This is a genomic window from Luteolibacter luteus (assembly GCF_012913485.1).
Classification (GTDB): Bacteria; Verrucomicrobiota; Verrucomicrobiia; order Verrucomicrobiales; family Akkermansiaceae; genus Haloferula; species Haloferula lutea.
This window is the reverse complement of record NZ_CP051774.1, coordinates 1928408-1950688: the sequence shown is the minus strand read 5'-3', so window position 1 is coordinate 1950688 and position 22281 is coordinate 1928408. Positions and strand designations below refer to the sequence as shown.

General features: G+C 57.8%; 10 protein-coding genes. 8 read left to right on the top strand and 2 right to left on the bottom strand.

The genetic code is table 11. The features are described from left to right. The first annotated feature begins 61 nt into the window (after positions 1 to 61). From HHL09_RS07960 to HHL09_RS07950, 3 genes are all read left to right on the top strand, one after another. Positions 62 to 2791: an RCC1 domain-containing protein gene (locus HHL09_RS07960; protein ID WP_169454035.1), complete on the top strand. Its 2730-nt coding sequence runs from the start codon at positions 62 to 64 to the stop codon at positions 2789 to 2791. A gap of 120 nt (positions 2792 to 2911) precedes the next feature. Continuing rightward, positions 2912 to 4750, top strand: a complete 1839-nt coding sequence (locus HHL09_RS07955) for a glycoside hydrolase family 35 protein (RefSeq protein ID WP_169454034.1) — start codon at positions 2912 to 2914, stop codon at positions 4748 to 4750. Positions 4751 to 4804: 54 nt separating this feature from the next. Continuing rightward, positions 4805 to 10912: an RHS repeat domain-containing protein gene (locus tag HHL09_RS07950; protein ID WP_169454033.1), complete on the top strand. Its 6108-nt coding sequence runs from the start codon at positions 4805 to 4807 to the stop codon at positions 10910 to 10912. Positions 10913 to 11502: 590 nt separating this feature from the next. Here the strand turns inward: HHL09_RS07950 and HHL09_RS26830 are convergent. Then, entirely contained in the window at positions 11503 to 11805 is a 303-nt protein-coding gene (locus HHL09_RS26830; RefSeq protein WP_169454032.1) for an integrase core domain-containing protein, read from the bottom strand. Positions 11806 to 12211: 406 nt separating this feature from the next. Between HHL09_RS26830 and HHL09_RS07940 the strand changes: the two genes are divergently transcribed. Both HHL09_RS07940 and HHL09_RS07935 read left to right on the top strand, forming a co-directional pair. Further along, entirely contained in the window at positions 12212 to 12718 is a 507-nt protein-coding gene (locus tag HHL09_RS07940; protein WP_169454031.1) for a hypothetical protein, read from the top strand. 63 nt (positions 12719 to 12781) lie between these two features. Continuing rightward, a complete protein-coding gene (locus HHL09_RS07935; protein WP_169454030.1) occupies positions 12782 to 13720 on the top strand; it encodes a hypothetical protein in 939 nt (312 codons plus the stop codon). Positions 13721 to 14213: 493 nt separating this feature from the next. Here HHL09_RS07935 and HHL09_RS07930 read toward each other — a convergent pair whose 3' ends face one another. After that, positions 14214 to 15149, bottom strand: coding sequence for an AraC family transcriptional regulator (locus HHL09_RS07930; protein WP_169454029.1), 936 nt, complete (start codon positions 15147 to 15149; stop codon positions 14214 to 14216). Positions 15150 to 15291: 142 nt separating this feature from the next. Between HHL09_RS07930 and HHL09_RS07925 the strand changes: the two genes are divergently transcribed. The 3 genes from HHL09_RS07925 to HHL09_RS07915 are packed head-to-tail and all read left to right on the top strand — an operon-like array spanning position 15292 to position 22279. Continuing rightward, positions 15292 to 16734, top strand: a complete 1443-nt coding sequence (locus tag HHL09_RS07925; RefSeq protein ID WP_169454028.1) for a sugar porter family MFS transporter — start codon at positions 15292 to 15294, stop codon at positions 16732 to 16734. A 35-nt stretch (positions 16735 to 16769) separates the two neighbouring features. Further along, positions 16770 to 20114: a DUF5107 domain-containing protein gene (locus HHL09_RS07920; RefSeq protein WP_169454027.1), complete on the top strand. Its 3345-nt coding sequence runs from the start codon at positions 16770 to 16772 to the stop codon at positions 20112 to 20114. Beyond that, positions 20111 to 22279, top strand: a complete 2169-nt coding sequence (locus HHL09_RS07915) for an alpha-galactosidase (RefSeq protein WP_169454026.1) — start codon at positions 20111 to 20113, stop codon at positions 22277 to 22279. The genes HHL09_RS07920 and HHL09_RS07915 overlap by 4 nt, the downstream gene beginning before the upstream one ends. Positions 22280 to 22281: the final 2 nt, after the last annotated feature.

Here is a 22281-nt window from a genome sequence, read left to right as displayed (position 1 = left end):
TCATTTCAACCAAGGTGTGAAACCAAGCTGCTCAAAAGGTGGGCACTGAAGATCGTTTTCCATGAAGCGCAGAATTTTGCCATTAAGCCGCATCGGTGCGGTCGTCGCCGTTTTTCTTACTAGCTCCGGCGCTTCCTCTGCGGTCGTCCAAGAGACGATCGCGGGCGGTTCTTATCACAGCGTGTTGCTGCGTTCGAATGGCACCGTTTGGTCATGGGGAAACAATTCCGCCGGGCAACTCGGTAACAACTCGACGACCCACAGCAGCGTGCCTGTCCAGGCATCCGGTCTCGACTCGGTCACAGCGGTTGAAACGGGAAACAACCATGTCTTGGCGCTGAGAAATGGTGAGGTCTGGGCTTGGGGATCGAACAATTACGGTCAGCTGGGCGTTGGTTCGACCACCAACAGTTCAATCCCGATCAAGGTCAAGAACCCTGCGGGCACCGCGTTTCTATCGAATATCGTCGCGATCCAAGCCGGAGGTGAGTTCTGCATTGCTCTCTCGTCCACCGGGATCATGTATACGTGGGGTGCCAACAACTCCGGACAGATTGGAGATGGAACTACTACCAATCGGAACCTTCCGAAGGAAATATCCTTGGGCCAAGCGGCCGTAGGAATCGCTGCGGGTTCTGCCCACGCTTTTGCCATTCTCCAGGACGGCTCCGTAAGAGCGTGGGGTACCGGCAATATCGGTCAACTCGGCATCGGAACAACGGGGGTCCGTACTTCTCCAGTAACCGTGCCGGGCTTGACAGGCGTCTCGAAGATCGCAGCGGGCCCCCATCACACCTTGGCGCTGATGAACGATGGCACGTTGAAGGCTTGGGGCTGGAATGCCAACGGCCGTCTGGGGAATGGAGGCGTAGCGGATTCCAATAGTCCGGTGGCAGTGTCCATTCTAACGGGAGTGACCGCAATCAGTGCCGGTGCCGAGCATTCACTCGCCATCAGAGGTAGCGATAACACCGCATGGGGTTGGGGGAACAATAGTGACGGGCGTCTGGGGATCTCAACAACATACTCCAATGTCCCCGTGCAAATTCCCATGCCGGGAACCGTCGAGGGCATCTCTGGCGGCGGATATCACACTTTGGCTACGACGACTGACGGAGCAATCTGGGCATTTGGCCTGAACGATTTCGGCCAGGTGGGCGATGGTATTCAGCCTACCCGGCTGGTTCCGGAGCAAGTGGCGGCCTTGGGCCCGGTGAAGGCCCTGTCATCGGTCTCGACTCACGTTTTGGCATTGGGCACGGACGGTCGCTTATGGGCTTGGGGTGAAAATGCCGGCAGGCTCGGCGATGGCGGGACGGCAGCAAGTCCGTTTCCCGTGGCTGTGGCGACCTCGGATGAGATCACCCAAGTCAGCGCCGGTTACACGTTTTCCTTGGCACTCAAGGCCAACAAGACGGTGCTAGCTTGGGGGGACAATGCCTCAGGGCAACTGGGAGACTCGAGCTATACCCCCCGCACCGCGCCGGTGGCGGTAAGCGGGTTGACGAACGTGAAGAAAATCAGCGCGGGTTACCAGCATGCTTTGGCGCTGCTCGAAGATGGAACGGTGAAGGCTTGGGGGGACGGCTATTTTGGACAACTTGGAAACGGCACCGGAGCTACAAGCAACAGCCCGATTTCGGTGACCACCGTGGGAACCGGTGTGAGTGACATCAGCGCAGGCGACTTCTGTTCCCTGATGCTCAAGAATGGCGAGGTGTGGGCATGCGGAAGCAACTTTGGCGGTGAAGTGGGTGACGGAACCTACGACCAGCGCAACACCCCCTTGAAGATAGCGAATTTCAACAATGTCACCGCCATCAGTGCCGGTGGCTTGTACTGCCTTGCATTGAAATCGGACAAGACGGTCTGGGCTTGGGGAAGTAATTACACCGGGCAACTGGGGAACGGACTTGCGACTGACCAATTGGCCCCGGTTCAAGTAAGCGGGCTGACAAACGTGGTGGCAATCAAGGCTGGAGTGAACCACTCGATGGCGATCAAGAGCGACGGGACCGTATGGACTTGGGGCTACAACGGCGCGGGGCAACTTGGGAACGGAACCACGACTGTCTCCTACTCGCCCGTGCAGGTAACCCGCATGGGAGGAGCCAAAGCGATAAGCAGCGGCGACGGTTTCAGCTTTGCGATCAAAGGAGATGGCCACCTGATGGCATGGGGACGGGCGGTGAAGGGAGCCATGGGGGACGGAATCGTTTCCGGAGCACCGGCACTGGTGCTGGGAATCAATCGTCTCCATGGGACGCCGAGCCTAACCATGACCCCGGCGGATGCAACGGTCGTTCCGATGGGTAGCAGCGTCAATGTCGCCGGGACCTATACGCCGGCTGATGCGGCAATTTCGGCAGCATCCTTTTACTCGCGGGGTGTTGAGCTCAATGTCGACCTTGTTGCGCCCTTTGCATGGCGGTTTTCACCCCATACCTACGGAGACATCGAAATCAACCAGGCGGGGATGGATGCTTTAGGAGTAGCCTCGAAGCCCCGGTCGATCCAGCTGCGAGTGCCATATGATCATGATGCCGATGGCCTTCCCGACTGGTGGGAGGTCAGCCATTTCGGAAATCTTGCCCAAGGTCCCTCGGGTGATGCCAACGGCGACGGAGTCAACAATTTGGCCCATTTCGACCAAGGAACTGACCCGATCGATCCCGACCCCGACAATGACGGTATTCCGAATGGAGTCGACCCGTCTCCGCTCGCGCCTGCGACCATCGCGATAGAGTCAGCTTCGGGGAAGCTGCACGTCTGGGCTCCTCTCGAACAGTAGTGGGACACTTCAGTGCGGGAGCAACTGACATCCTTCAAAGGATCTGAATTCATGATTTCGAAAGGCTTTAAGCTCGCGGTCGATCACGGGTCTCCGCCCATGAAGGGGAGATGGAATGCCATGTCTTTTTCTTGGCCTGGAGGTCGGCTGTGCCTGCTTCTCGCAGCAATCGGGCTGGCGTCCAATGTGGTCAGTGCGGGCGAGTTTGAAGTCTCCGGCGACAAGTTCGTGCTGGACGGCAAGCCCTTCCAGATTCGTTCGGGAGAGATTCATTACTCCCGCGTACCTGCCTCCGAGTGGCGTAGCCGGATCCAGATGGCGAGAGCGATGGGGCTGAACACCATCTGCACTTACGTCTTCTGGAATTACCACGAGACCAAGAAGGGCGAGTTCGATTTCTCCGGGGAGAAGGATGTCGCGCAATTTATCCGGATCTGCGGAGAGGAGGGGATGAAGGCCATCGTCCGTCCGGGTCCTTACGTCTGCGCTGAGTGGGACTTGGGAGGCATCCCGGCATGGATCCTGGCGGAGAGGGGAGTGAAACTTCGAACGACGGATCCCCGCTATCTGGAACCTGCGAAGGCTTGGATGAAGAAGATGGGTGCGATGATCGAGCCCTTCACGGCGGCCAAGGGCGGACCGGTGATCATGGTCCAACTCGAGAACGAGTATGGGAACACGATCAAGAACGACCGCCAGTATCTTCTCGATCTTCAGACCGCGATTCGAGGAGGTGGCTACACGGGGATGCTTTTCACCTGTGACAGCGCTTTTCCGGAGGCTTTGACCAAGGGAAGTATCCCCGGGCTGGTGAAGGCCGTTAATTTCGGCGACAGGGCGGAGAATGCTTTCCGCCAGTTGGAGACGGCCAATCCGGGCCAGCCATCATTCACCGCGGAGTTCTGGGTCGGCTGGTTCGACCAATGGCAACGCGGACATATGCGCGGCGATACCCGTCAGAAATCAGCCGAGCTTGCATGGATGATGGAGAAGGGAGCCTCCTTCAATCTCTACATGTTTCATGGCGGCAGCACCAGGGGGATGTGGGCGGGTGCGAATTTCGAGAGTCGCTATTACCCCACCACTTGCGGATACGATTACGATGCACCCTTGGATGAATCCGGACGTCCGACCGCCAAGTACAACGCGTTCCGGCAGATCATCGGCAATCGTCTCAAGGACGAGAAGCTTCCGGAGTTACCCGTGATGAAACCCGCGGGGTCGGTCGGCAGCATTCAGCTGGATGAGGTGGCGGATCTTTCCAGCGCTATCACGACCACCAAGTGCGAAGATGCATTGCCAAGCATGGAAGAAGCTGGCTTGGGCAACGGCTTCATCCTTTATCGTGGAAATGTCGAGGGACCTGTCGAGACCACGCTGGATCTAGGCAAGGTGAAGGACCGCGTTTACGTCATGGTTGATGGCGGCCTGATAGGAATTGGGGGGCGCTCTACCCAGACCGGAGGGGTCCCGATGAAGATCGATGCAGGCAATCATCAGATCGATTTCCTCGTCGAGAACATGGGTCGTGTGAATTACGGCTCAATGGATGAGGAGCGGAAGGGATTGGAAGCAATGCCCGACCTTGGGGGCGCAACCTTTTCCAATGTCTCCTATGGACTTGTCCCGGCGACGAGTCCCCCAGCCGCGAATTTCACGAAATCCGGCGAGGAGACCCCACCCAAGGGAATCACCCTCCGGAAAGGAAAATTCAAGCTCGATACCCCGGTCGATACCTGGCTGGACATGAGCGGATTCGGCCGGGGCGTGGTGTGGCTGAATGGTCGCAATCTCGGCCGCTACTGGAGCGCCGGTCCAAGCCAAACCATCTTCATTCCCGCAGCCTGGCAACGGACGGGCGAGGAGAACGAACTCATCGTTTTGGAACTCGAAACGTCCGCAAGTCCCGACCTCGTTCGCACTTCAAGTCACCAGATTTGGGAAACTCCAGTACGTTAGGAGCCGCCCTCCTGCTTTCGAATTTCACTGCCCGCATTTTTAAAGTTTCACGTCATGAAGTTGTCTTTTGCTTCCAGCCGCCTTGCCCGATTGGCTGCCTGCCTTGCTCTTCCCTTCGTCCTTTTGCCATCCAGCCTCAGAGCGGATTGCGGGACGACTTGCGGAACGGGGGAATCATTTCAAGTGACCTACTTTGCCCAAGCGGTGGTAAAGAACGGCTCTGTCTCCATGTCGCTCTCGGGAGGGACCTCGGTCACGAAAGATTCGCAGAATACCGATGTCGAGGAACTTGTCATCACTCCGACGGGCTCCGGAACGATCGTCAAGAACCAGGAAACCGGAGGAAGTGCCACGGTAAATTCGGATCTCTTTGCGAGTGGGTGCTTCGGCCAGATGTCCCTTTCATTTGGCACGACAAATACCTGCGGCTTGAAGCTGGAAGTCTGTAGCAAGCGGAGCGATGAGTCCTCCTACAGCGAGTGGAAGGCGGCATCTACAATCAAACACGACCTGAACTTCGCCGTGAATGGTGCCAGGACAGTGGACTTCAAGTTGCGATTGGTCCCCGAGGACGATAACGGGGATGATGAGGAGGAAAGCCCGGATGATAGCGATGATGGCGGTGGTGACTCAGGTGGTGGTAGTCCGGATATTCCTTCCGGTCAGGAAGATACCCCTCCTTCCTCTCCCGGCGGGCAGCCAACCCAGGTGGTTCCTGCGTCCTTCCATTCCAGCTTCACCCTTGGGAAAGGTCTGAAGGGCAGCACCACGGGAGCGACCCGGATTTCCGGTCCCTTGACCAGCAGTTTGGCAAGCGTTTCCAACCTTCAAGTCTTCGACTACAAGAGGGAGCCAAGCTTTGAAATCGTGAAGTCCGGCGCCAATGTTCGGCAGGTCTTCACTTCGGTGTGGCTGGTGGATGTGCAGCCTTCCGGCAGCGGCTTCGAGTTGCGTTACTACAAATCGGGCGACTTTTCGACGACCAAGAATGGCAGCGGCCTGTTTCCGATCAATGGCGGTGCTTCACCGTTCCAGGTGATCCGCTACCTGCCTGTCGCAGCCGCGGCCGGACACAACGGCGGAGTGCGGGTGGTCCATGTCAGCTTGCGCGGGACGACCTACACCCGTGATGTCGTCTCGACCGGCACGGACGGCTTGGGTTACAAGATCATCGATGAGAACGGCCTGCGGACGGTCGACGTGAGTTCGGTGTTCGAGTATGTGAACAATGGCTGGGAGCGTTCGGATTCGATCGTCGAAACCCGCGATGGAGTTTCCTACTCGAAGCAGATCAATACCTACCGCTACCTTGTCAATCGTCCGATTCCCATGGGTCCGGCCACGGAGATCTACCGTTTCCTCATTTCGAGCTCACGTTTCGTGAATGGGACCGAGAGCCTTACGACGACATACGTGCCGATCGGGTCCGGGGTTCATTTCGGGAAGCTATATTCAGTGACTAACCCCGATGGCTCTTGGACGCGCTATAGCTACTACGCCGGCACAGGCTCCGAGCAACCGGGATGGAGGGGGTTGACCAAGCAAATCTTCCGTCCTTGGAAGGATGGACCCGCGGCTCCCGGAGACGCTACCGTCAATAATTCCGAGGTAACGACGATTACTTATGATCCCATCCTGGGAGACCATGGACATGAGGAGATCGGTAGAACCACGACGCTTCCGTCGGGAGGAGCTGCCATTACCGTAGCGAAAGCGGTTAAGTCGACCGTCGGAATCCAGGCATCCGAGGTGTCAGGCCTCATGGTAACGGCCGGCATTGATCCTACATGGGTCCCGGAAGCTTTCGAGGTCGAGGATCGTTCGATTGACAGAACAGGGAGAGACCCGGCTGAAGCTGTCGATCTTCTCCTGAGCAAAAAGCTTTATTATCGTTATCAGTGGCCGACCCGTTACCGCTGGGATAGCAGACAGTGCCTGGAGACGAACGAAATTGGCTGGGGAACCGTCACCGGATACCAGCGGGGAACACTCTCCGGAGGAAGCTTCAGCGTCGATACCACGGCAACCGAACTCTCCAGCGCACCCAACATCCAGAGGATCGATGCAAAGATCATCAACGGAAGTTTCGTCGCCGGGGAATCCACCAGGACGATCACATACACTGATCTTGCGTGGCGCGTTCTCAGGCGTGAGCTGTGGATTTACGACGGCACCACGCCTTGGTCCCTGGCTAGCGCGACGACGTACGAGTATCCTACTCTTTGGCTGGATGGCTCGATCCGGGAAGTGATTGTCAAGAAGGACGGCCGGGTAATCGACCATGCCTACCAGACCTCTGGAACCGAACTGCACGTTTGGGATGAGCAGGGCATCGAGACCGTGACCACCGTGGACCTGATCGGACGCCATGCTGCCCAGACCCTGATTGGAATCAGCGGGCAGCCGAACCGGGCGACATCGTATGGGTATTCGGGACGGACAACCACGGAAATCGTTTCGGGAGGTACTCTGTCCCTCACGACTGTCAGGAGAGACGACCTTGCCGGCAGACGCGATGCCGAGACTAATCCGCAGGGCGCGGTGACTCGCTATGCTTATCCCAACAACGGCCGGGATACTTCGGTCACTCTTCCCGGTGGACTCTCCAGGCTAATTGTAAGAGGGCGTGACGGACGTGTGACGTCGGAGACCGGATCAGCAGTCGTTGATGTAGTCTATGAGCGGACCGTCTTGTCATCGGGAAATGTCGCCACAAAGGTAAAGACCGGCGATATCGCCGATTCTCCGCGATATCGTACCACCGAGAACGATTGGATTGGTCGCACTGTCAAGGTCACGACGCCAAGTCCAACTGGCGTGGGCGAGGTTTCGACGGTAACAGCGTTTGAGCCCGTAATTGGTCTTCTAAGTTCGGTCACCTCTCCCGCTGGCACGACTTTGTATCGAAGGCCCCTAGATATCGACAGCTCTTTGGCATGGTATGGAAAGGATGTGAACAGCGATGGAGCGCTTTCCGAAACCAGCAATGATCGGGTCACCGAAACCCGATCCTATTACTCCTTGGAAGGGGGCTACTGGTGGGGCGTTCGCAGCGAGAAGCGCTACGACACTTCCAATTCGAGCGCCACGGCCGTCGCATCGGTGTCGAAGGTTTGCCTGCACGGCCAGCCTAACGGGGATGCTGGAAAGTCGATCTCCATCTCTCCTACCGGCGAGACGGTGACAACCGTTGTAACCGTTAACCGAACAACCAAAACCCGGACGACGACCCAGAGCACGACCGGACTCACTTCCACCGCGGTCGCCGTCGACGTCAATGGACTGACAATATCCCGGAAGAACCGCGATACGACTGCTGCCGCCACGTATAGTTTCGATGATCTGGGCAGGGTGATCCGCGAAGTTTCGCCGCGTGGCAAGGTAACGGCTCGCGACTATTTCCCGGATGGCAGCTTGAAAAGCGTCACCGACCATACAAACAAGACTACGACGTACTCATACCATGGCCCGTCGAGCCCGTCTGCCGGCAAGTTGGCAGGAATTACCAATCCCGATTGGACGACCAAGAACTTCAAATACTCCGCCTTGGGACAAATCGAGGAAGAAGCGGGCACCGCGGCTTACAAGGTCACCTACGAGTATGACGGGTATGGCGCGAAGAAGAAGATGTTCACCTGGCGGGATGCGACGACTTCCGACGCCACCGAGTGGATCTACCAGCCGGGGACGGGCCTTCTCCAATCGAAAAAGGATGCAGCGAACCAATCCGTTTCCTACACCTACCATGCCAGCGGCAAAGTCGCTACGCGGACATGGGCCCGCGGTGTCGTGACGACCTACACTTACACGAGCTTGGGTGACCTCGACCTGATCGACTATCCGGCGGGAACTCCGGATGTGAAGTTCAACAGCTACGACCGCTTGGGCCGCCCCACCCAGGTGACCACAGGCTCGGATGTCGAGAAGCTGACCTATTTTCCGGGGCGTCCCGAGCTGAAAGCCCGCTATTACACCGAGACTCACTCGTTGCTGCCGGGGAGGGGAATCCGCTATAGCCTGCCGGACACCACGGGAGCCTCCACCGGTTATGACGAGACCTACAACTCTCACAATTCCACGCCGAACGTGGTGAGGACGGTTTCGTATGGCTATGACAACCAAGGTCGCCTCGATGAGCTCACCGATGGCGGGCAAAGTGTCGTTTATACCTATCATGCGGACTCATCGCTGATCGCTACGGTGGTGAACAAGACGGGCACCCCGAGCACCGGGACCTCGTGGTTCCAGGAATCGCGCTACCATGACATTCCGGGGCGACTCACCGGAATCCGGAGCAAGCGGCTCGGTACCAGCACCAATGAATTGACGACGTACGCTTACGACTACGACAGTCTCGGTCGCCGCGTGAAGGCGACCTTCCAGGACGGCTCATCGTGGAACTACGGCTACAACAACCGTTCGGAGGTCACGTCCGCGACGCGCAAGAATGCCGCCGGGACCGAGATCACGCCCCTGAATTCGAGCTACACATACGATGGTATCGGAAACCGGCTCACCGCGAACTCCGGGGTGATGGGATACCATGGCTACGAGCCCAATTCGCTCAACCAATATGGTACGGTGACTACGGGCGACAGCCGTACCGCGGTGGGCCGTGCGGATTCTTCCTGGCCTCTGAGCGTGGACGGAATCGCCGTGGCGGCAGGTGAGAGAATCGGTGACATTTACTACAAGACTCTGGGTGGGATCGCAAATAGCAGCAATCCGGTCTGGAAGAGCGTGATTACAAAGAGGAGCTCCGGCACACCTGCGGCCTCGTTCACCAATTATTTCTGGTATGCCAAGGCGACCACAACGCCAGCCTACGACGCGGACGGTAACCTGCTCAGCGATGGAAGGAACGGTTCGACGGATGAAGGAAGATGGGTATATACTTGGGACGCGGAGAACCGCCTGATCAAGATGGAGAGCACCGCCAAGGCCGTGACTGCCGGGATGTCTTACACCAGGCTGACCTTCCAGTACAACTGGGAGGGCAAGCGGATCGCTAGGCACGTCTGGCGTGGAGGCTCAGCTGTTAGCCCGGTCTTCCTCAACAGCCGACGCTGGGTTTACGATGGCTGGAATCCGGTGGTGGAATTCACCGGGACATCTGCTACGGCACAGACTGGTTTGACGGCTGCGGCACTCAATCGCTACACATGGGGTCTTGATCTCGGGGACGCCGGTGAAGGTGTTGCCCGCCCTGGCCAGATGCTCCAGCGCGCCGGAGGTGTTGGCGGCTTGCTTCTTCAGACCACGGTCTCGGGTGGAGTGCTTGAGCGTCCATCCTACGATGGCAATGGGAACATCGTGGCTTGGACCAAGAGCAACGGTACGGCCCCAACGTCACGCCGCGAATACGACGCGTTCGGCAACGTGGTGATGAGCGAGGGAGCAAGCCCTAGTGCATTTGGTTTCTCTACGAGAATAGAGGACGCGCAGACCGGATTGCTCTACTACGGCTACCGCTACTACCAGCCGGAGCAGGGGAGGTGGTTATCCAGGGATCCGATTGGGGAGAATGGGGGCGAAAATCTATATGGATTCGTCGAGAACTACCCGATTAACACTTTTGACGTAAGTGGCCTCCGTCCTTATCATGATACGCCCGGGGGAATTGTTGATACAATAAACCCGATTCCCGAGGAATCGGAGGAGGCTCGAGGTCAAAGAGAGGAAAGGGAGGCAGACGCAAGAACAAGAGAGCGCCGAAGAAATAATGCGAGTTGTTGTACCGCGGATAAAATAAAAGAAGGGGAAGATGAGCTAAACAAGAAATATGATAAGCAGAAAAAAATAACCCCTGCCCCGAGAGGGACTTATTTTTTTGAAAACGAGGGCGCGTCTTGCCACGAGCTTGCTACCGCCGTACTAAATTCTCTCACTCCTCTTCCAGATTGTTGGGAGTGTAAGCTCGTTCAAGCAAGAAGGGATATAATTAATGGAGGTGGTAATCATTGGTGGGTCGAGTGTACGGCATTTGATCAAAATGGAGGAAACGGCAAAACCCTGATTTTTGATGCTTATCGAGATTTAATGCCTGGAAGTCCAGGAGGTGCGGATAATAGAACCACATATCCTAATGAGCTTCCGGTATCTGACGCGGATTGGGGGGCTCATAAGCCTACGTATCAAAATCCCACTGGTTGTTGCCCATGATTAAATATTGCGCACTTTTGATGTTGATGGTGACTTTTGTTTGTTGTCGAGGCGAACGAAAGCCAGATGCGATCACGCAAGCCAAATACGACGCAAATATAATCGCTAATTATTATAGCGCATATCAAAAAAAGCATCATTCAGCCCCGGCTGCTAGGGATTTGGTGTCCTATATTAAATATTTGGGAGGTCCTGATTTTATAGCGAAAGGTTGGGAATTTCACGACCAAGAAAGCCCCTATATTGCATCTCGGCGATCAATTAAAAATAGCAAGGGTCGTGGGTTTGATGTGTTTATAACTCGTTTGGAAAATATCGAAGTGATTGAAAGTCGCTAAGCAAGAACCCCGCGGCATTAGTCGCCACCCATTACAAAGAAGTGAACGCCACCTCCCCCGATGACATTGGTGGTGCGAACCGCCATTTTCGGTCCGGCCGGAATCACCCCTTCTTTTCCCGTTCCTCGACCCGGCGAACTGGCTCAAGGCGCGGCAAGCTGTCGGGGCCGCATAAGAAGCAACCGGCCAGAATGAAGGCCGCGGGATTGCCGGACAACGTCATTCAAACGGTGCTTCGCGCCACGCTTACCTTCATGCGGCTTCCCTGTGGTAGTAGCGGAGCAGACCTCCCACGCGCTCCCGACACCTCAGCTGAGCAGTGCACCTGTCTACCGATTCACTGACCCCGAAATCCGCCTCGATCAGCTTGTTTTCCAAGCCTTGGTGATTCCGCTCTTGGTGGTAGTGAATGCAGAACTCCTCAACCGCCCGACGGAGCGAGCCTTCCCCGACGAGGATAAGATGATCGAGGCACTCGGCTTTGATCGACCGGACGAACCTTTCAGCAAATGCATTCAGATTTGGAGACCGCGCGGGAAGGCGGATGGACTCCATGCCTGCACACCCAAGGATCGACACGAATTCCTTGGTGAACACAGTCGCCCGGTCGTGAATGAGGAACCTGCATTCCCGCAAGAACCCCTCCTGGCAAGTAAGCGCTCCATGGGGCACCACTTCCCTCCGAATTCGTCGAGGTCATAGATGGCAAATCTACGACCCCGACGAATTCGGAGGGAAGTGGTGCCCCATGGAGCGCTTACCATGATGCTGGCGAGCAGCTAACTGTAAGCGTGGTCTATAGCACCATCCGTAGATTCTTGGAGGTGGCCAATCGTCGGTGTCGGATATCCGACACCGATGGATCGGGAGACGGGATTGATCAGAACGGACCAGATCGGGAGGCTGGGATTTTCCACAAATACCTCTTGGTGGTTTTCCAAGTATTCCGTAAGTTTACGTCATGAAAATATTAATCGGGTTGATTCTTTTTGGGGGGAGTGTGGTGAGTCGGGCATCCTTGGATGTTGATAAGATTCCACATCCTGTAATTCTTCCTGGGAGGGTCGAACCCGTTTGGTTGTCTTATAATGCTTTTCTGAAGCAGGTTGTCTCTTCTTCAGATGGGAATTTGATTGTGGGTATTCTTAATAAATATAGGGATAAGGTTGGCGGTTCTTCAGATTATATCTCGCTTTTGGTCTGCTCTAGAAGATCTGAGAATGATGCTTGGGAAGTGACGTTCCCACTGAATGATATGGAAATGTCCGAAAGGCTAGGGGGGCGATTCATTGTGTCGGAACTAGGTCCATGCGAGAGTCTTAGCAAATTGATTGTAAAGGCATTGGCTCCGATTGAGCCCAAAGGCAAGCCGCAGATGAATTGGGAGGAGTGGGATGGGAATCGAGAGGCAAGATTGAAAGTGATAATGCCAACTGAGCCGTTCGCTCCATTCCCAGAGGAAAAGTGAAGGGCGAAGGCTTCGAATCGGCGTTGATGTGCTGCTTGGTCCTGTCCGTCCTGGCCTCTGAGCGTGGACGGAATCGCCGTGGCGGCAGGTGAGAGAATCGGTGACATTTACTACAAGACTCTGGGTGGGATCGCAAATAGCAGCAATCCGGTCTGGAAGAGCGTGATTACAAAGAGGAGCTCCGGCACACCTGCGGCCTCGTTCACCAATTATTTCTGGTATGCCAAGGCGACCACAACGCCAGCCTACGACGCGGACGGTAACCTGCTCAGCGATGGAAGGAACGGTTCGACGGATGAAGGAAGATGGGTATATACTTGGGACGCGGAGAACCGCCTGATCAAGATGGAGAGCACCCCCAGAGCCGTGACAGCCGGGATGTCCTATACCAAGTTGACCTTCCAATACAATTGGGAGGGCAAGCGCATTGCACGGCACGTCTGGCGTGGAGGCTCAGCGGTTAGCCCGGTCTTCCTCAATAGCCGGCGTTGGATCTACGATGGCTGGAATCCGATGAATAAGATGTGGCTGTTGTTGGTTTTTCTTTCATTTTTTGCCTTTGGTTGTAAGGGTTCGTCGAAAGAACTGTCCGAAAATAGCCTTTCGTTAATCTTCTCAACCTCATGGAAGAGTTCCGGCGTCTTGTCGGACGCAAAGAAGATGTATGTGTTTGAGAGTGATTTGCGCGGATTCGTCCCAGTCCGAAAGCTTAGGACGAGTTCTCGGCTTGTCGGCGAATTTGAAGGCACCAGAGTGTTGGATGGGATTTCCCACTTGCGGGAAGTTGTTAGCACGAATGGGGCGTCAATAAACGGCTTGAAGCCAAGATATCAGATTGTTCTGGTAGGAAAGGACGACGCACACTTGGCCTATTGGGAAATACTGGGCTCATCGATGGATGGGTCTGCAACTGGCGATTTCGTTGCCGTGTTCCCAACGGGAGGTGTTTTTCGCGTTTCGAATATTGATGAACTTGTTAAGGCTGCACGGGGAAAACAATAGGAGCTAAGTTTCTCCTGACCCCGGCTCGGAATGCTAAGGGTTATAAGTAGGTCGGATGAATATTGGCCATCTCCAAGAATCTACGGATGGTGCTATAGACCGCTTTTACAAAGGGGTGGCATCTACCGAGCCTTTGGCTGCTACCGCTTCACCGCCGCGAGTGATTCGGACGTATCAACAGAACAAGCAAAATGACACAGCTTGCCATGCTTGGCAAACTAGCGATTCCAATCGCAGCCAAGGAGAATTCTACCTTGGAATGAACGCTTTTGTAGAATCTGGCAACCTCCATAAATTCTTTGCTAACCCGCGCGCTGCGGTTCGTCACCTGTAGGTGAATTGGAACTCGCTACAGAAGCGCGAAACATTTCGGAGGCCCTCACCAAAAACCAAGGCAGCGGCTGCAATGGCAAACACCAACAACGCGAAGCGTATGTATATCCTCGAATTCTTCATCGGACTATGCGCTGATCGTAGCAGGAAGCTGTCGGCTTCACCCGGAGGTATTGCCCGCGCCGCTGATTCCTTTCACTTCGCGGCGATACGCTTGAGGAGACTGGCCAATGTGGCGGCTGAAAAGCCGGCTGAAGTAGTAGGCGTCATCATATCCGAGACGGGCTGCCACTTCGGCAACCGTGAGATTCGCCTCCTGCATCAGTGCGCACGCGATCTGCATGCGCTGACGAATGGCGAACTGCTTTGGCGCACAGCCCACTTGCTTCCGGAAGACCTCGCAGAAATAGGGTGACGACATCCCGGCTTCTCCGGCCAGCTCATCCAGCGACCAGTCCCGGGTGGGCTCCGCTTGCATCCGGCGGATCGCCGCGAGCACCCGATCCTCCGTGCGGTGCATCCTCAAGCCGCGTGGCCGCGAATAAATCCGCAGCAGCCCGACCAGCCGTGCCAGGCCGGTGGATAGACCCAGCAGGCTGCTGTCGTTGAAGCCGTGGAGCGCATGGCGATAGCTTTCCTCGAAGGCCTGCCGCAAGGCATTCGGCCGCGGCGAGTGAAGAATGGGATTGTCCGCTTCCAGACCGAGCGCCGCTACATAGTCCGCGGCCCGCGTGCCTTTGAAGTGAAACCAGAAGATCGTCCAAGGATCTGCAGGGTCGGCGAGGTAACTGTGGGTCTTCCCGGGAGGCAGGATCACCGCGTCTCCGGCCGCCACCGGCCACTGGCGATTTCCCAACCTGCACTCGCCTTTCCCGGCAAGGCAATAGATGAGGATATGCTCCGCGGTGCCGTGAAGCCGTTTCACGAAATGGTTTCTTGCCGGGCCGAAGTGTCCGATGTGGGTGACTTGGAGATCACGGATCACTGGCAGGGCTTTGGTGGCACTTAGCCGGTCTCGGGGCACGATGACCAGACGTTGCCCGGTAAAGCCTTCCGCGATCCTGGATTCCGGGCCGCTAGAGGGGGATTTTGCCATGAGAAAGCTTCTGCCGGGATCTTAAAAACGTCCATCCTTTTCCACAGATGATCCATTGTTGGGAGGCCTCTCTTTCTGATGGGATAGGAACACTGGCGGTCACCGACCCGGGCCGCCCGAACCCAAGAAATTTACTCGTCCCATGGCCCTGCCGACCGCATCCGCCGCCGCCGATGACATCGTCGTTTCCGATGAGAAGCCGAGCGGCTATCTCTGGATGATCGCCCTCATCGCCGCCTTGGGCGGGCTTCTCTTTGGCTACGACTGGGTGGTCATTGGCGGAGCTGCACCATTCTATGAGGAGCACTTTCACCTGACGAATGCCGCTGACCGGGGCTGGGCACAGAGCTGCGCGTTGATCGGCTGCTTGGCAGGAGCGGTAATCTCCGGCTGGCTCAGCGACCGCTTCGGCCGGAAGGGGCTGCTGGTGGTTTCCGCGATTTTGTTCGCCATTTCGTCCATCGGCACCGGCATGGCCGGTAGCTTTGATGGGTTCGTCCTTTGGAGAATCCTCGGAGGCGTAGCCATTGGTTTGGCCTCGAACCTCTCGCCGATGTACATCGCGGAGATCGCTCCGTCCAATACTCGGGGACGCCTGGTCTCGCTAAACCAATTCACCATCGTCACCGGACTGTTGCTCGCCCAGTTGGTGAATCTTTGGATCGCGCAGAAAATGCCGCAGGCCTTCGGTTGGCTTGGTGCTGATGCGGACAAGTCAGCCTTGCTTGGTTGGAATCAGACGAGCGGCTGGCGCTGGATGTTCGGCATCACCGCCGTTCCGTCCTTGCTCTTCCTCCTGGGCATGCTCGTCGTGCCGGAAAGCCCTCGCTGGTTGGTAAGGAAGGGTCGCACGGAGGAAGCGGGACGCATCCTTGCCAGAATCGGTGGCGATACCTACGCGTCCCGGGTCCTCGCCAGCATCGAGGACAATGTCGATACTGGTGGCAAGGTGCGTGTGCGGGAGATGTTCGACCGCAAGCTTCTGCCCATCCTCTTGCTCGGCATCGGCTTGGCCGTATTCCAGCAATGGTGCGGCATCAACGTGATCTTCAACTACGCCGGGGAGATCTTCAAATCCGCCGGCTATAGCATTGATGACACCCTGCAGAACATCGCCTGGACCGGGTCGGTAAATCTCGTCTTCACCTTGGTGGCCATGGCTGTGGTGGACAAGCTGGGGCGCCGCCCCCTGATGCTTGCCGGGGCTGCCGGGTTGGCGGTCGTCTATCTTCTCATCGGTTTTTGTTACTCCCGGGGAATTCTGGGCGGCAGTGTCCTGAGCCTCGTGCTCGTAGCCATCGCTTGCTATGCGGCCACGCTGGCTCCGGTGACTTGGGTGGTGATCGCGGAGATCTTCCCCAATCGGATCCGCGGCGTCGCGATGTCCGTCGCGGTCTTCTGCCTCTGGCTCGCCTGCTTCATCCTTACCTACACCTTCCCGATCATGAACGAGAAGCTGGGGGCCGCGAATACCTTCTGGATCTACGCTGCCATCTGCGTCCTCGGCTTCATGCTGGTCTTGCTGCGCCTCCCTGAAACGAAGGGCAAGAGCTTGGAGCAGATCGAGCGTGAATTCACCGACTGATCGAGGGTCCTTCCGTCAACGTCACTCCATTTTCCATGTCCGTCACCGCTATCATCGAGCCGCTGGTCATCCCCACTTATCCCGTGGGAGTGCCGGAGAAGAATCCGGTTTTCTTCGAAAAACGCGTCTATCAGGGATCCAACGGGAAAGTCTATCCCGTGCCCTTCATCGACAAGGTCCACGATCATCCCGTCCCGGTGAGCTACCGCTCCGCCCGGCTGGAGAATGATCTCGTGAAGCTGGTCATGCTGCCGGAAATCGGAGGCCGGATATTCGTCGGGCAGGACAAGCAGAACGACGGCTACGACTTCTTCTACCGGCAGGACGTGATCAAGCCCGCATTGGTCGGTCTGGCCGGTCCGTGGATTTCCGGCGGGGTGGAGTTCAATTGGCCGCAGCATCACCGCCCCGGGACCTTCCTTCCGGCGGATGTCGCGATCGAGGAGGAGCCGGATGGCGTCTACACGATTTGGTTCAGCGAACATGATCCGATTCACCGCCTGAAGGGGATGCACGGGATCCGCCTGCGTCCGGACTCCTCGCTCATCGAATTGCGGGGCCGTCTCTACAATCGCACGGCATTGACCCGCACCTTCCTCTGGTGGGCGAATGTTGCGGCCTTGGTGCATGATCGCTACCAGTCTTTCTTCCCGCCGGATGTCCATTATGTCGCCGACCACGCCGTGCGTGCGCAATCGACCTTTCCCCAGGCGGAGCAGCCTTACTACGGGGTGCCTTACCAGGATCGGCCGGGCGCGAATGATCTCGGCTGGTATAAGAACATCCCCGTGCCAACCAGCTACATGGTCTGCCAGACGCGCTTTGATTTCTTTGGCGGCTATGACTTCGCCGCGGATGGTGGATTCGTCCATGTGGCAGACCGGCACATCGCTCCCGGCAAGAAGCAGTGGACCTGGGGTGATCATGGCTTCGGCCACGCATGGGATCGCGAGCTTACGGATGCGAACGGCCCTTATGTAGAGCTGATGGCCGGCGTCTATACGGACAACCAGCCGGACTTCACCTACCTGCTGCCCTACGAAACCAAAACCTTCTCCCAGTACTGGTGGCCGATCCAAGGCTTGGGGCCGGTCCAGAATGCCAGCACTCGCGCCGCATTGCGGCTGGTGGTAGGAGATGATCGATCGATTGATTTTGGAGCCGCCGTTCCTTCCCGGATCGAGGGCGCCCGCCTCGTGCTAAAGGAAGGCGAGCGGACTCTGGTTGATGAGCAAATCGACCTCGCTCCCGGTGCGGCATGGCGGAAGGAGGGCCTGCGGTTGCATGGGGATCAAGAAGGATCGCTTCAGGCCGTCCTCTGCGACCGTGAGGGCAGGGAACTGCTGTCTTACCGGCCAGTGGATCGGAGTGTGCTGGTTCGTGATCGCAAGGTGGCCACGCAGCCCGCAGCGCCGGAGCAAATCCCCTCCACGGACGAGCTCTATTTCGTTGGCGAGCATCTGGAACAATACCGCCACCCAACGCGCTCTCCGGAATTGTACTGGGAGGAAGCCCTGCGCCGCGATCCTTCGGATGCCCGGTGTCGCATTGCCATGGGCCGCCGCGCCTTGGAGCGGGGAGAGTTCTCCCGGGCAAAGGATCACTTCCTCATCGCGATCACGCGGCTTACCTCCCGCCACCCGAATCCGGTCACGGGCGAGGCGCACTATCACCTCGGTGTCGCACTGCGTTGGCTGGGCGAGGACGCTGCGGCCCGCGATGCGCTGGCGAAGGCGGCTTGGAATTCAGAATGGCGTGCCGCCGCTGGATATCAGCTCGCTACCTTGGATTGCCGCGAGGACAGCTTCGAGCGCGCCCTTGAGCGCTTGGAGGAGGCTCTTGATACCAATCGTCGCAATTCGAAGGCCCACGTGCTGAAGGCGAAGGTGCTTCGCAAGCTTGGCCGCGAGACCGAGGCAAGCGCCCTGCTGAAGAGCATCCTTGAGCATGATCCGCTCGATCATTGGGCCCGCTGGGAGTATGAGCCGGAAAGCGCGAACTTCGCGAGCCCGACGCGCAACGACGGCCAGACGATTCTGGATCTCGCTTTCGATCTCATCGAAGCCGGATTTGGCGATGACGCAGCCCGCTTGCTTTGCTGGCACCATGAAACGGAGGTGGAGGCATCGGCGGTGCCCAATCCGCTTTCCCTGACTCCGATGACTCGCTACCTCTTGGCCTCGTTGCGGGACACCGCGGAGGCGTGGCATGGGGCACGCGGCCAGTGCCCGGATCGCTTCTTTCCTTCGCGCCTGGAGGAGTACGCCGTGCTTTGCCAAGCGACGGCCCGGAAGGAACAGGATCCCGTGGCATCCTATGCGCTGGGAAATTTCCTCTACGACCGCCGGCGCCACGCGGATGCCATCGCGGCTTGGGAAGCATCGGTCGCAGCAGGAGCGGATTTCGCGACCGTCCACCGCAACCTCGCAATCGCCTATTGGAACTTGCGCGGCGATGGAGACGCGGCACGCGCCAGCTACCTGAAAGCCTTGGCCTTGGACCCGCAGGATGCCCGTGTGCTTTCCGAATACGATCAGCTCCGAAAGAAGCTCAACGATCCCATCGCGGAGCGGCTCGCCTTCCTCGAAGCTCGGCGAGCGCTGGTGCTGGAACGGGACGACTGCACGGTGGAACTTGCGGCGCTCTACAATCTCAGCGGCCAATCCGCACGAGCCTTGGAACTCCTCACCACCCGGCGCTTTCACCCGTGGGAGGGAGGGGAAGGCGCTGTCCTCCGGCAATTCACCACGGCCCAGCTCAATCTGGGCCGCCAGGCACTCGCTGCGGGTGACGCGGCCAAGGCCTACGAACTCTTCGCCCGGGCGATGGATACACCGGAGAATCTGGGGGAGGCCTACCATCTGTTGCAGGCGAAAGCGGACGTGAACTACTGGATTGGTCGTAGCTTGGCCACGCTCGGTCGCTCGCAGGAAGCGCAGCGATTCTTCGAGGAAAGCGCCGCCGAAGCCGGAGACTTCGCCGACATGGCGGTGACCGAACACAGCCCGCTGAGCTGGTTCCGGGGTCTCTCGCTGCGCGAGCTGGGTCGCGAGGCGCAAGCCCGGGAACTCTTCGAAAGCCTCCGTTTTTTCGGAGAGGCGAAGCTGAAGGAAAAGGCCGAGATCGACTATTTCGCGACCTCTCTGCCGAATCTCCTCGTTTTCGACGAGAACTTGCAGGCACGCCGCGATGCCGAGAACCATCTGTTGATCGCCATCGCGTGGCACGGGCTCGGAGATGGGGAAAAGGCGAGGCAACATCTTGAGAAGTCGCTCGCCTTCACCAATTCGGACCTCCGGTCGGTCGAGCTGCTTGCTGCTCTGGAGCACGCGTCCGCTTCCACGGTCGTACATGGAGCCCTGGCGACAACCTTGCCATGAAGCGACCGATCCTATTCGTGCTGCTTTCGGTATCCGCGCTCTCCGCGGAGGAATCCGGTGTTGTCCGTATCTCCACGAAGAATGTCGAGCTGGTCTTCCAGAAGGGCACCCGAGGAGACCTCGCGCAGGTATACTTGGGCCCGCGGGAGCAATCTCCCCGGAGTCTGCCCGAGCCCAAGGCTCCGGATGCCGCAGGCTATGGCGACCCCGATCCCGGTTCTGCCTATCCGGGTGGTGGATCGACCTTCATCGGCAAGGCGGCCGTGAGGGCCCGCCATGCTGATGGTAATACCTCCACGGTCCTGAGCTACGTCGGGCATCGTACCACGGAGGAGGCCGATGGCCTGCTGACCAAGGTCGAACTGAAGGATGCGCACTATGATTTCCACGTGGATCTCATGTTCCGGGCGAGAACGGCGGAGGATGTGATTGAACAGTGGGCGGTGATCCGGAACGAAGAGGAGGGGGAAGTGCTCCTTCAGGATTTCGCGTCTGCCAGCCTTGTCTTCACCGGAGATCTCTGGCTCACCCATTTCCATGGCGGCTGGGCGAACGAGATGAACCCGGTCGAGACCAAGCTGGATCCCGGGACCAAGCTTGTTGAAAATCGTTATGGCACCATGGGGAACCTCTATGTGGCCCCCCATTTCTTGCTCGGCATCGGCGGACCGGCTCGGGAGCGTGAAGGCACGGTCCTGATGGGATCCCTGGCGTGGTCCGGAAACTTCGCGCTGAATTTCGAGACCGGTCCGACGGGAAAGGTCCGGCTGAATGCCGGCGTCCACTCTGAATCCGCCGAACGGCATCTGGCGCCAGGCGAGAGCTTCGTCACGCCACCGCTACTCTACACGCTCAGCACGAAGGGCACCGGCGAAGGAAGCCGGAATCTGCATCGTTGGGCGAGGAAGTATGGCATGCACCACGCGGGCAAGCCGCAGCAGGTGCTGAACAACAACTGGGAGGCCACGGGCTTTGACTTCGACGAGGGAAAGATCGTGGAGATCATGCGCGCGACCAAAGACTTGGGAGCGGAGCTCTTTCTTCTGGATGACGGGTGGTTCGCAAATGACGCGAATGCCCGGGTGAATGATCAGGCGGGCCTCGGCGATTGGCTGCCGAATCGCAAGCGGCTTCCGCACGGCCTGAAGCCTCTCGTGGAGGAATCGGAGAAGCTGGGTTTGGCTTTCGGCATCTGGGTCGAGCCGGAGATGGTAAACGTGAAATCGGATCTCTACGCGAAGCATCCGGAGTGGGTAGTTACCCAGCAGCATCGCCCGCTGAGCTTCCGGCGGAACCAGCTGGTGCTTGATATGTCCCGCCCCGAGGTTCAGGAGCATGCCTTCCGCTGCATCGATGAGACATTGAAGAGCGCTCCCGGCACGGCTTACCTGAAGTGGGACTGCAATAGCTACATTACCAATCCGGGATCCAGTTACCTGTCCGCAGACAGGCAGTCCCATCTCCCCGTCGATTTCATCCGCGGCGTCTATGCGGTGATGGATCGTGTGGCGGACGCCTATCCGGAACTCACGGTAATGGTGTGTTCCGGCGGTGGAGGCCGCGTGGACTATGGCTCCCTCTCCCGTTTCCAGCAGTTCTGGCCGAGCGACAATACCGACCCATTGCGCCGCATCCCGATGCAGCATGCCTATTCCTATTTCTTTCCGGCTGAGGCCATCAGTGCCCACGTGACCCATGCCGGGAAAAGGCCCATGAAGTTCGCATTCGATGTGGCGATGAGCGCACGGCTGGGGATGGACCTGGATCCGCGAAAGATGTCCGCGGAGGAACTCGCAGTCAGCAAGCAAGCGATCGATCTCTATAAGAACCGCCTGCGCGAGGTGGTGCAAGGAGGAGATCTCTATCGCCTGGAAGATCCTTCCGGCGGTCCTCGCAGCTCGCTTTCTTACGTCAGCGAAGACAAGCGCAAGGCCGCTCTCTTTGCTTGGTTGATCGCCGATGAGAGCACGGATGCCTTGAAGCTGGAAGGCTTGGATCCCGCTGGAAACTACAGGATCGAAGAAGTGAATCTCACTCCCGGGAAAACTTCCGCACTCGAAATGCAGGGCACATTCGCGAGCGGTGCCTCGCTAATGTCCGGTGGCCTCAAGCTTCCGATCCGCCGCGCGTTTGAGAGCACCGTGATTCTCCTCGAAGCCGAATAAGC

Coding starts and splice junctions, on each gene's coding strand:
- HHL09_RS07940 (WP_169454031.1), top strand. CDS start 12,212: ATGAAAATATTAATCGGGTTGATTCTTTTTGGGGGGAGTGTGGTGAGT.
- HHL09_RS07925 (WP_169454028.1), top strand. CDS start 15,292: ATGGCCCTGCCGACCGCATCCGCCGCCGCCGATGACATCGTCGTTTCC.
- HHL09_RS07950 (WP_169454033.1), top strand. CDS start 4,805: ATGAAGTTGTCTTTTGCTTCCAGCCGCCTTGCCCGATTGGCTGCCTGC.
- HHL09_RS07920 (WP_169454027.1), top strand. CDS start 16,770: ATGTCCGTCACCGCTATCATCGAGCCGCTGGTCATCCCCACTTATCCC.
- HHL09_RS07930 (WP_169454029.1), bottom strand. CDS start 15,149: ATGGCAAAATCCCCCTCTAGCGGCCCGGAATCCAGGATCGCGGAAGGC.
- HHL09_RS07960 (WP_169454035.1), top strand. CDS start 62: ATGAAGCGCAGAATTTTGCCATTAAGCCGCATCGGTGCGGTCGTCGCC.
- HHL09_RS07915 (WP_169454026.1), top strand. CDS start 20,111: ATGAAGCGACCGATCCTATTCGTGCTGCTTTCGGTATCCGCGCTCTCC.
- HHL09_RS07955 (WP_169454034.1), top strand. CDS start 2,912: ATGTCTTTTTCTTGGCCTGGAGGTCGGCTGTGCCTGCTTCTCGCAGCA.
- HHL09_RS26830 (WP_169454032.1), bottom strand. CDS start 11,805: ATGGAGTCCATCCGCCTTCCCGCGCGGTCTCCAAATCTGAATGCATTT.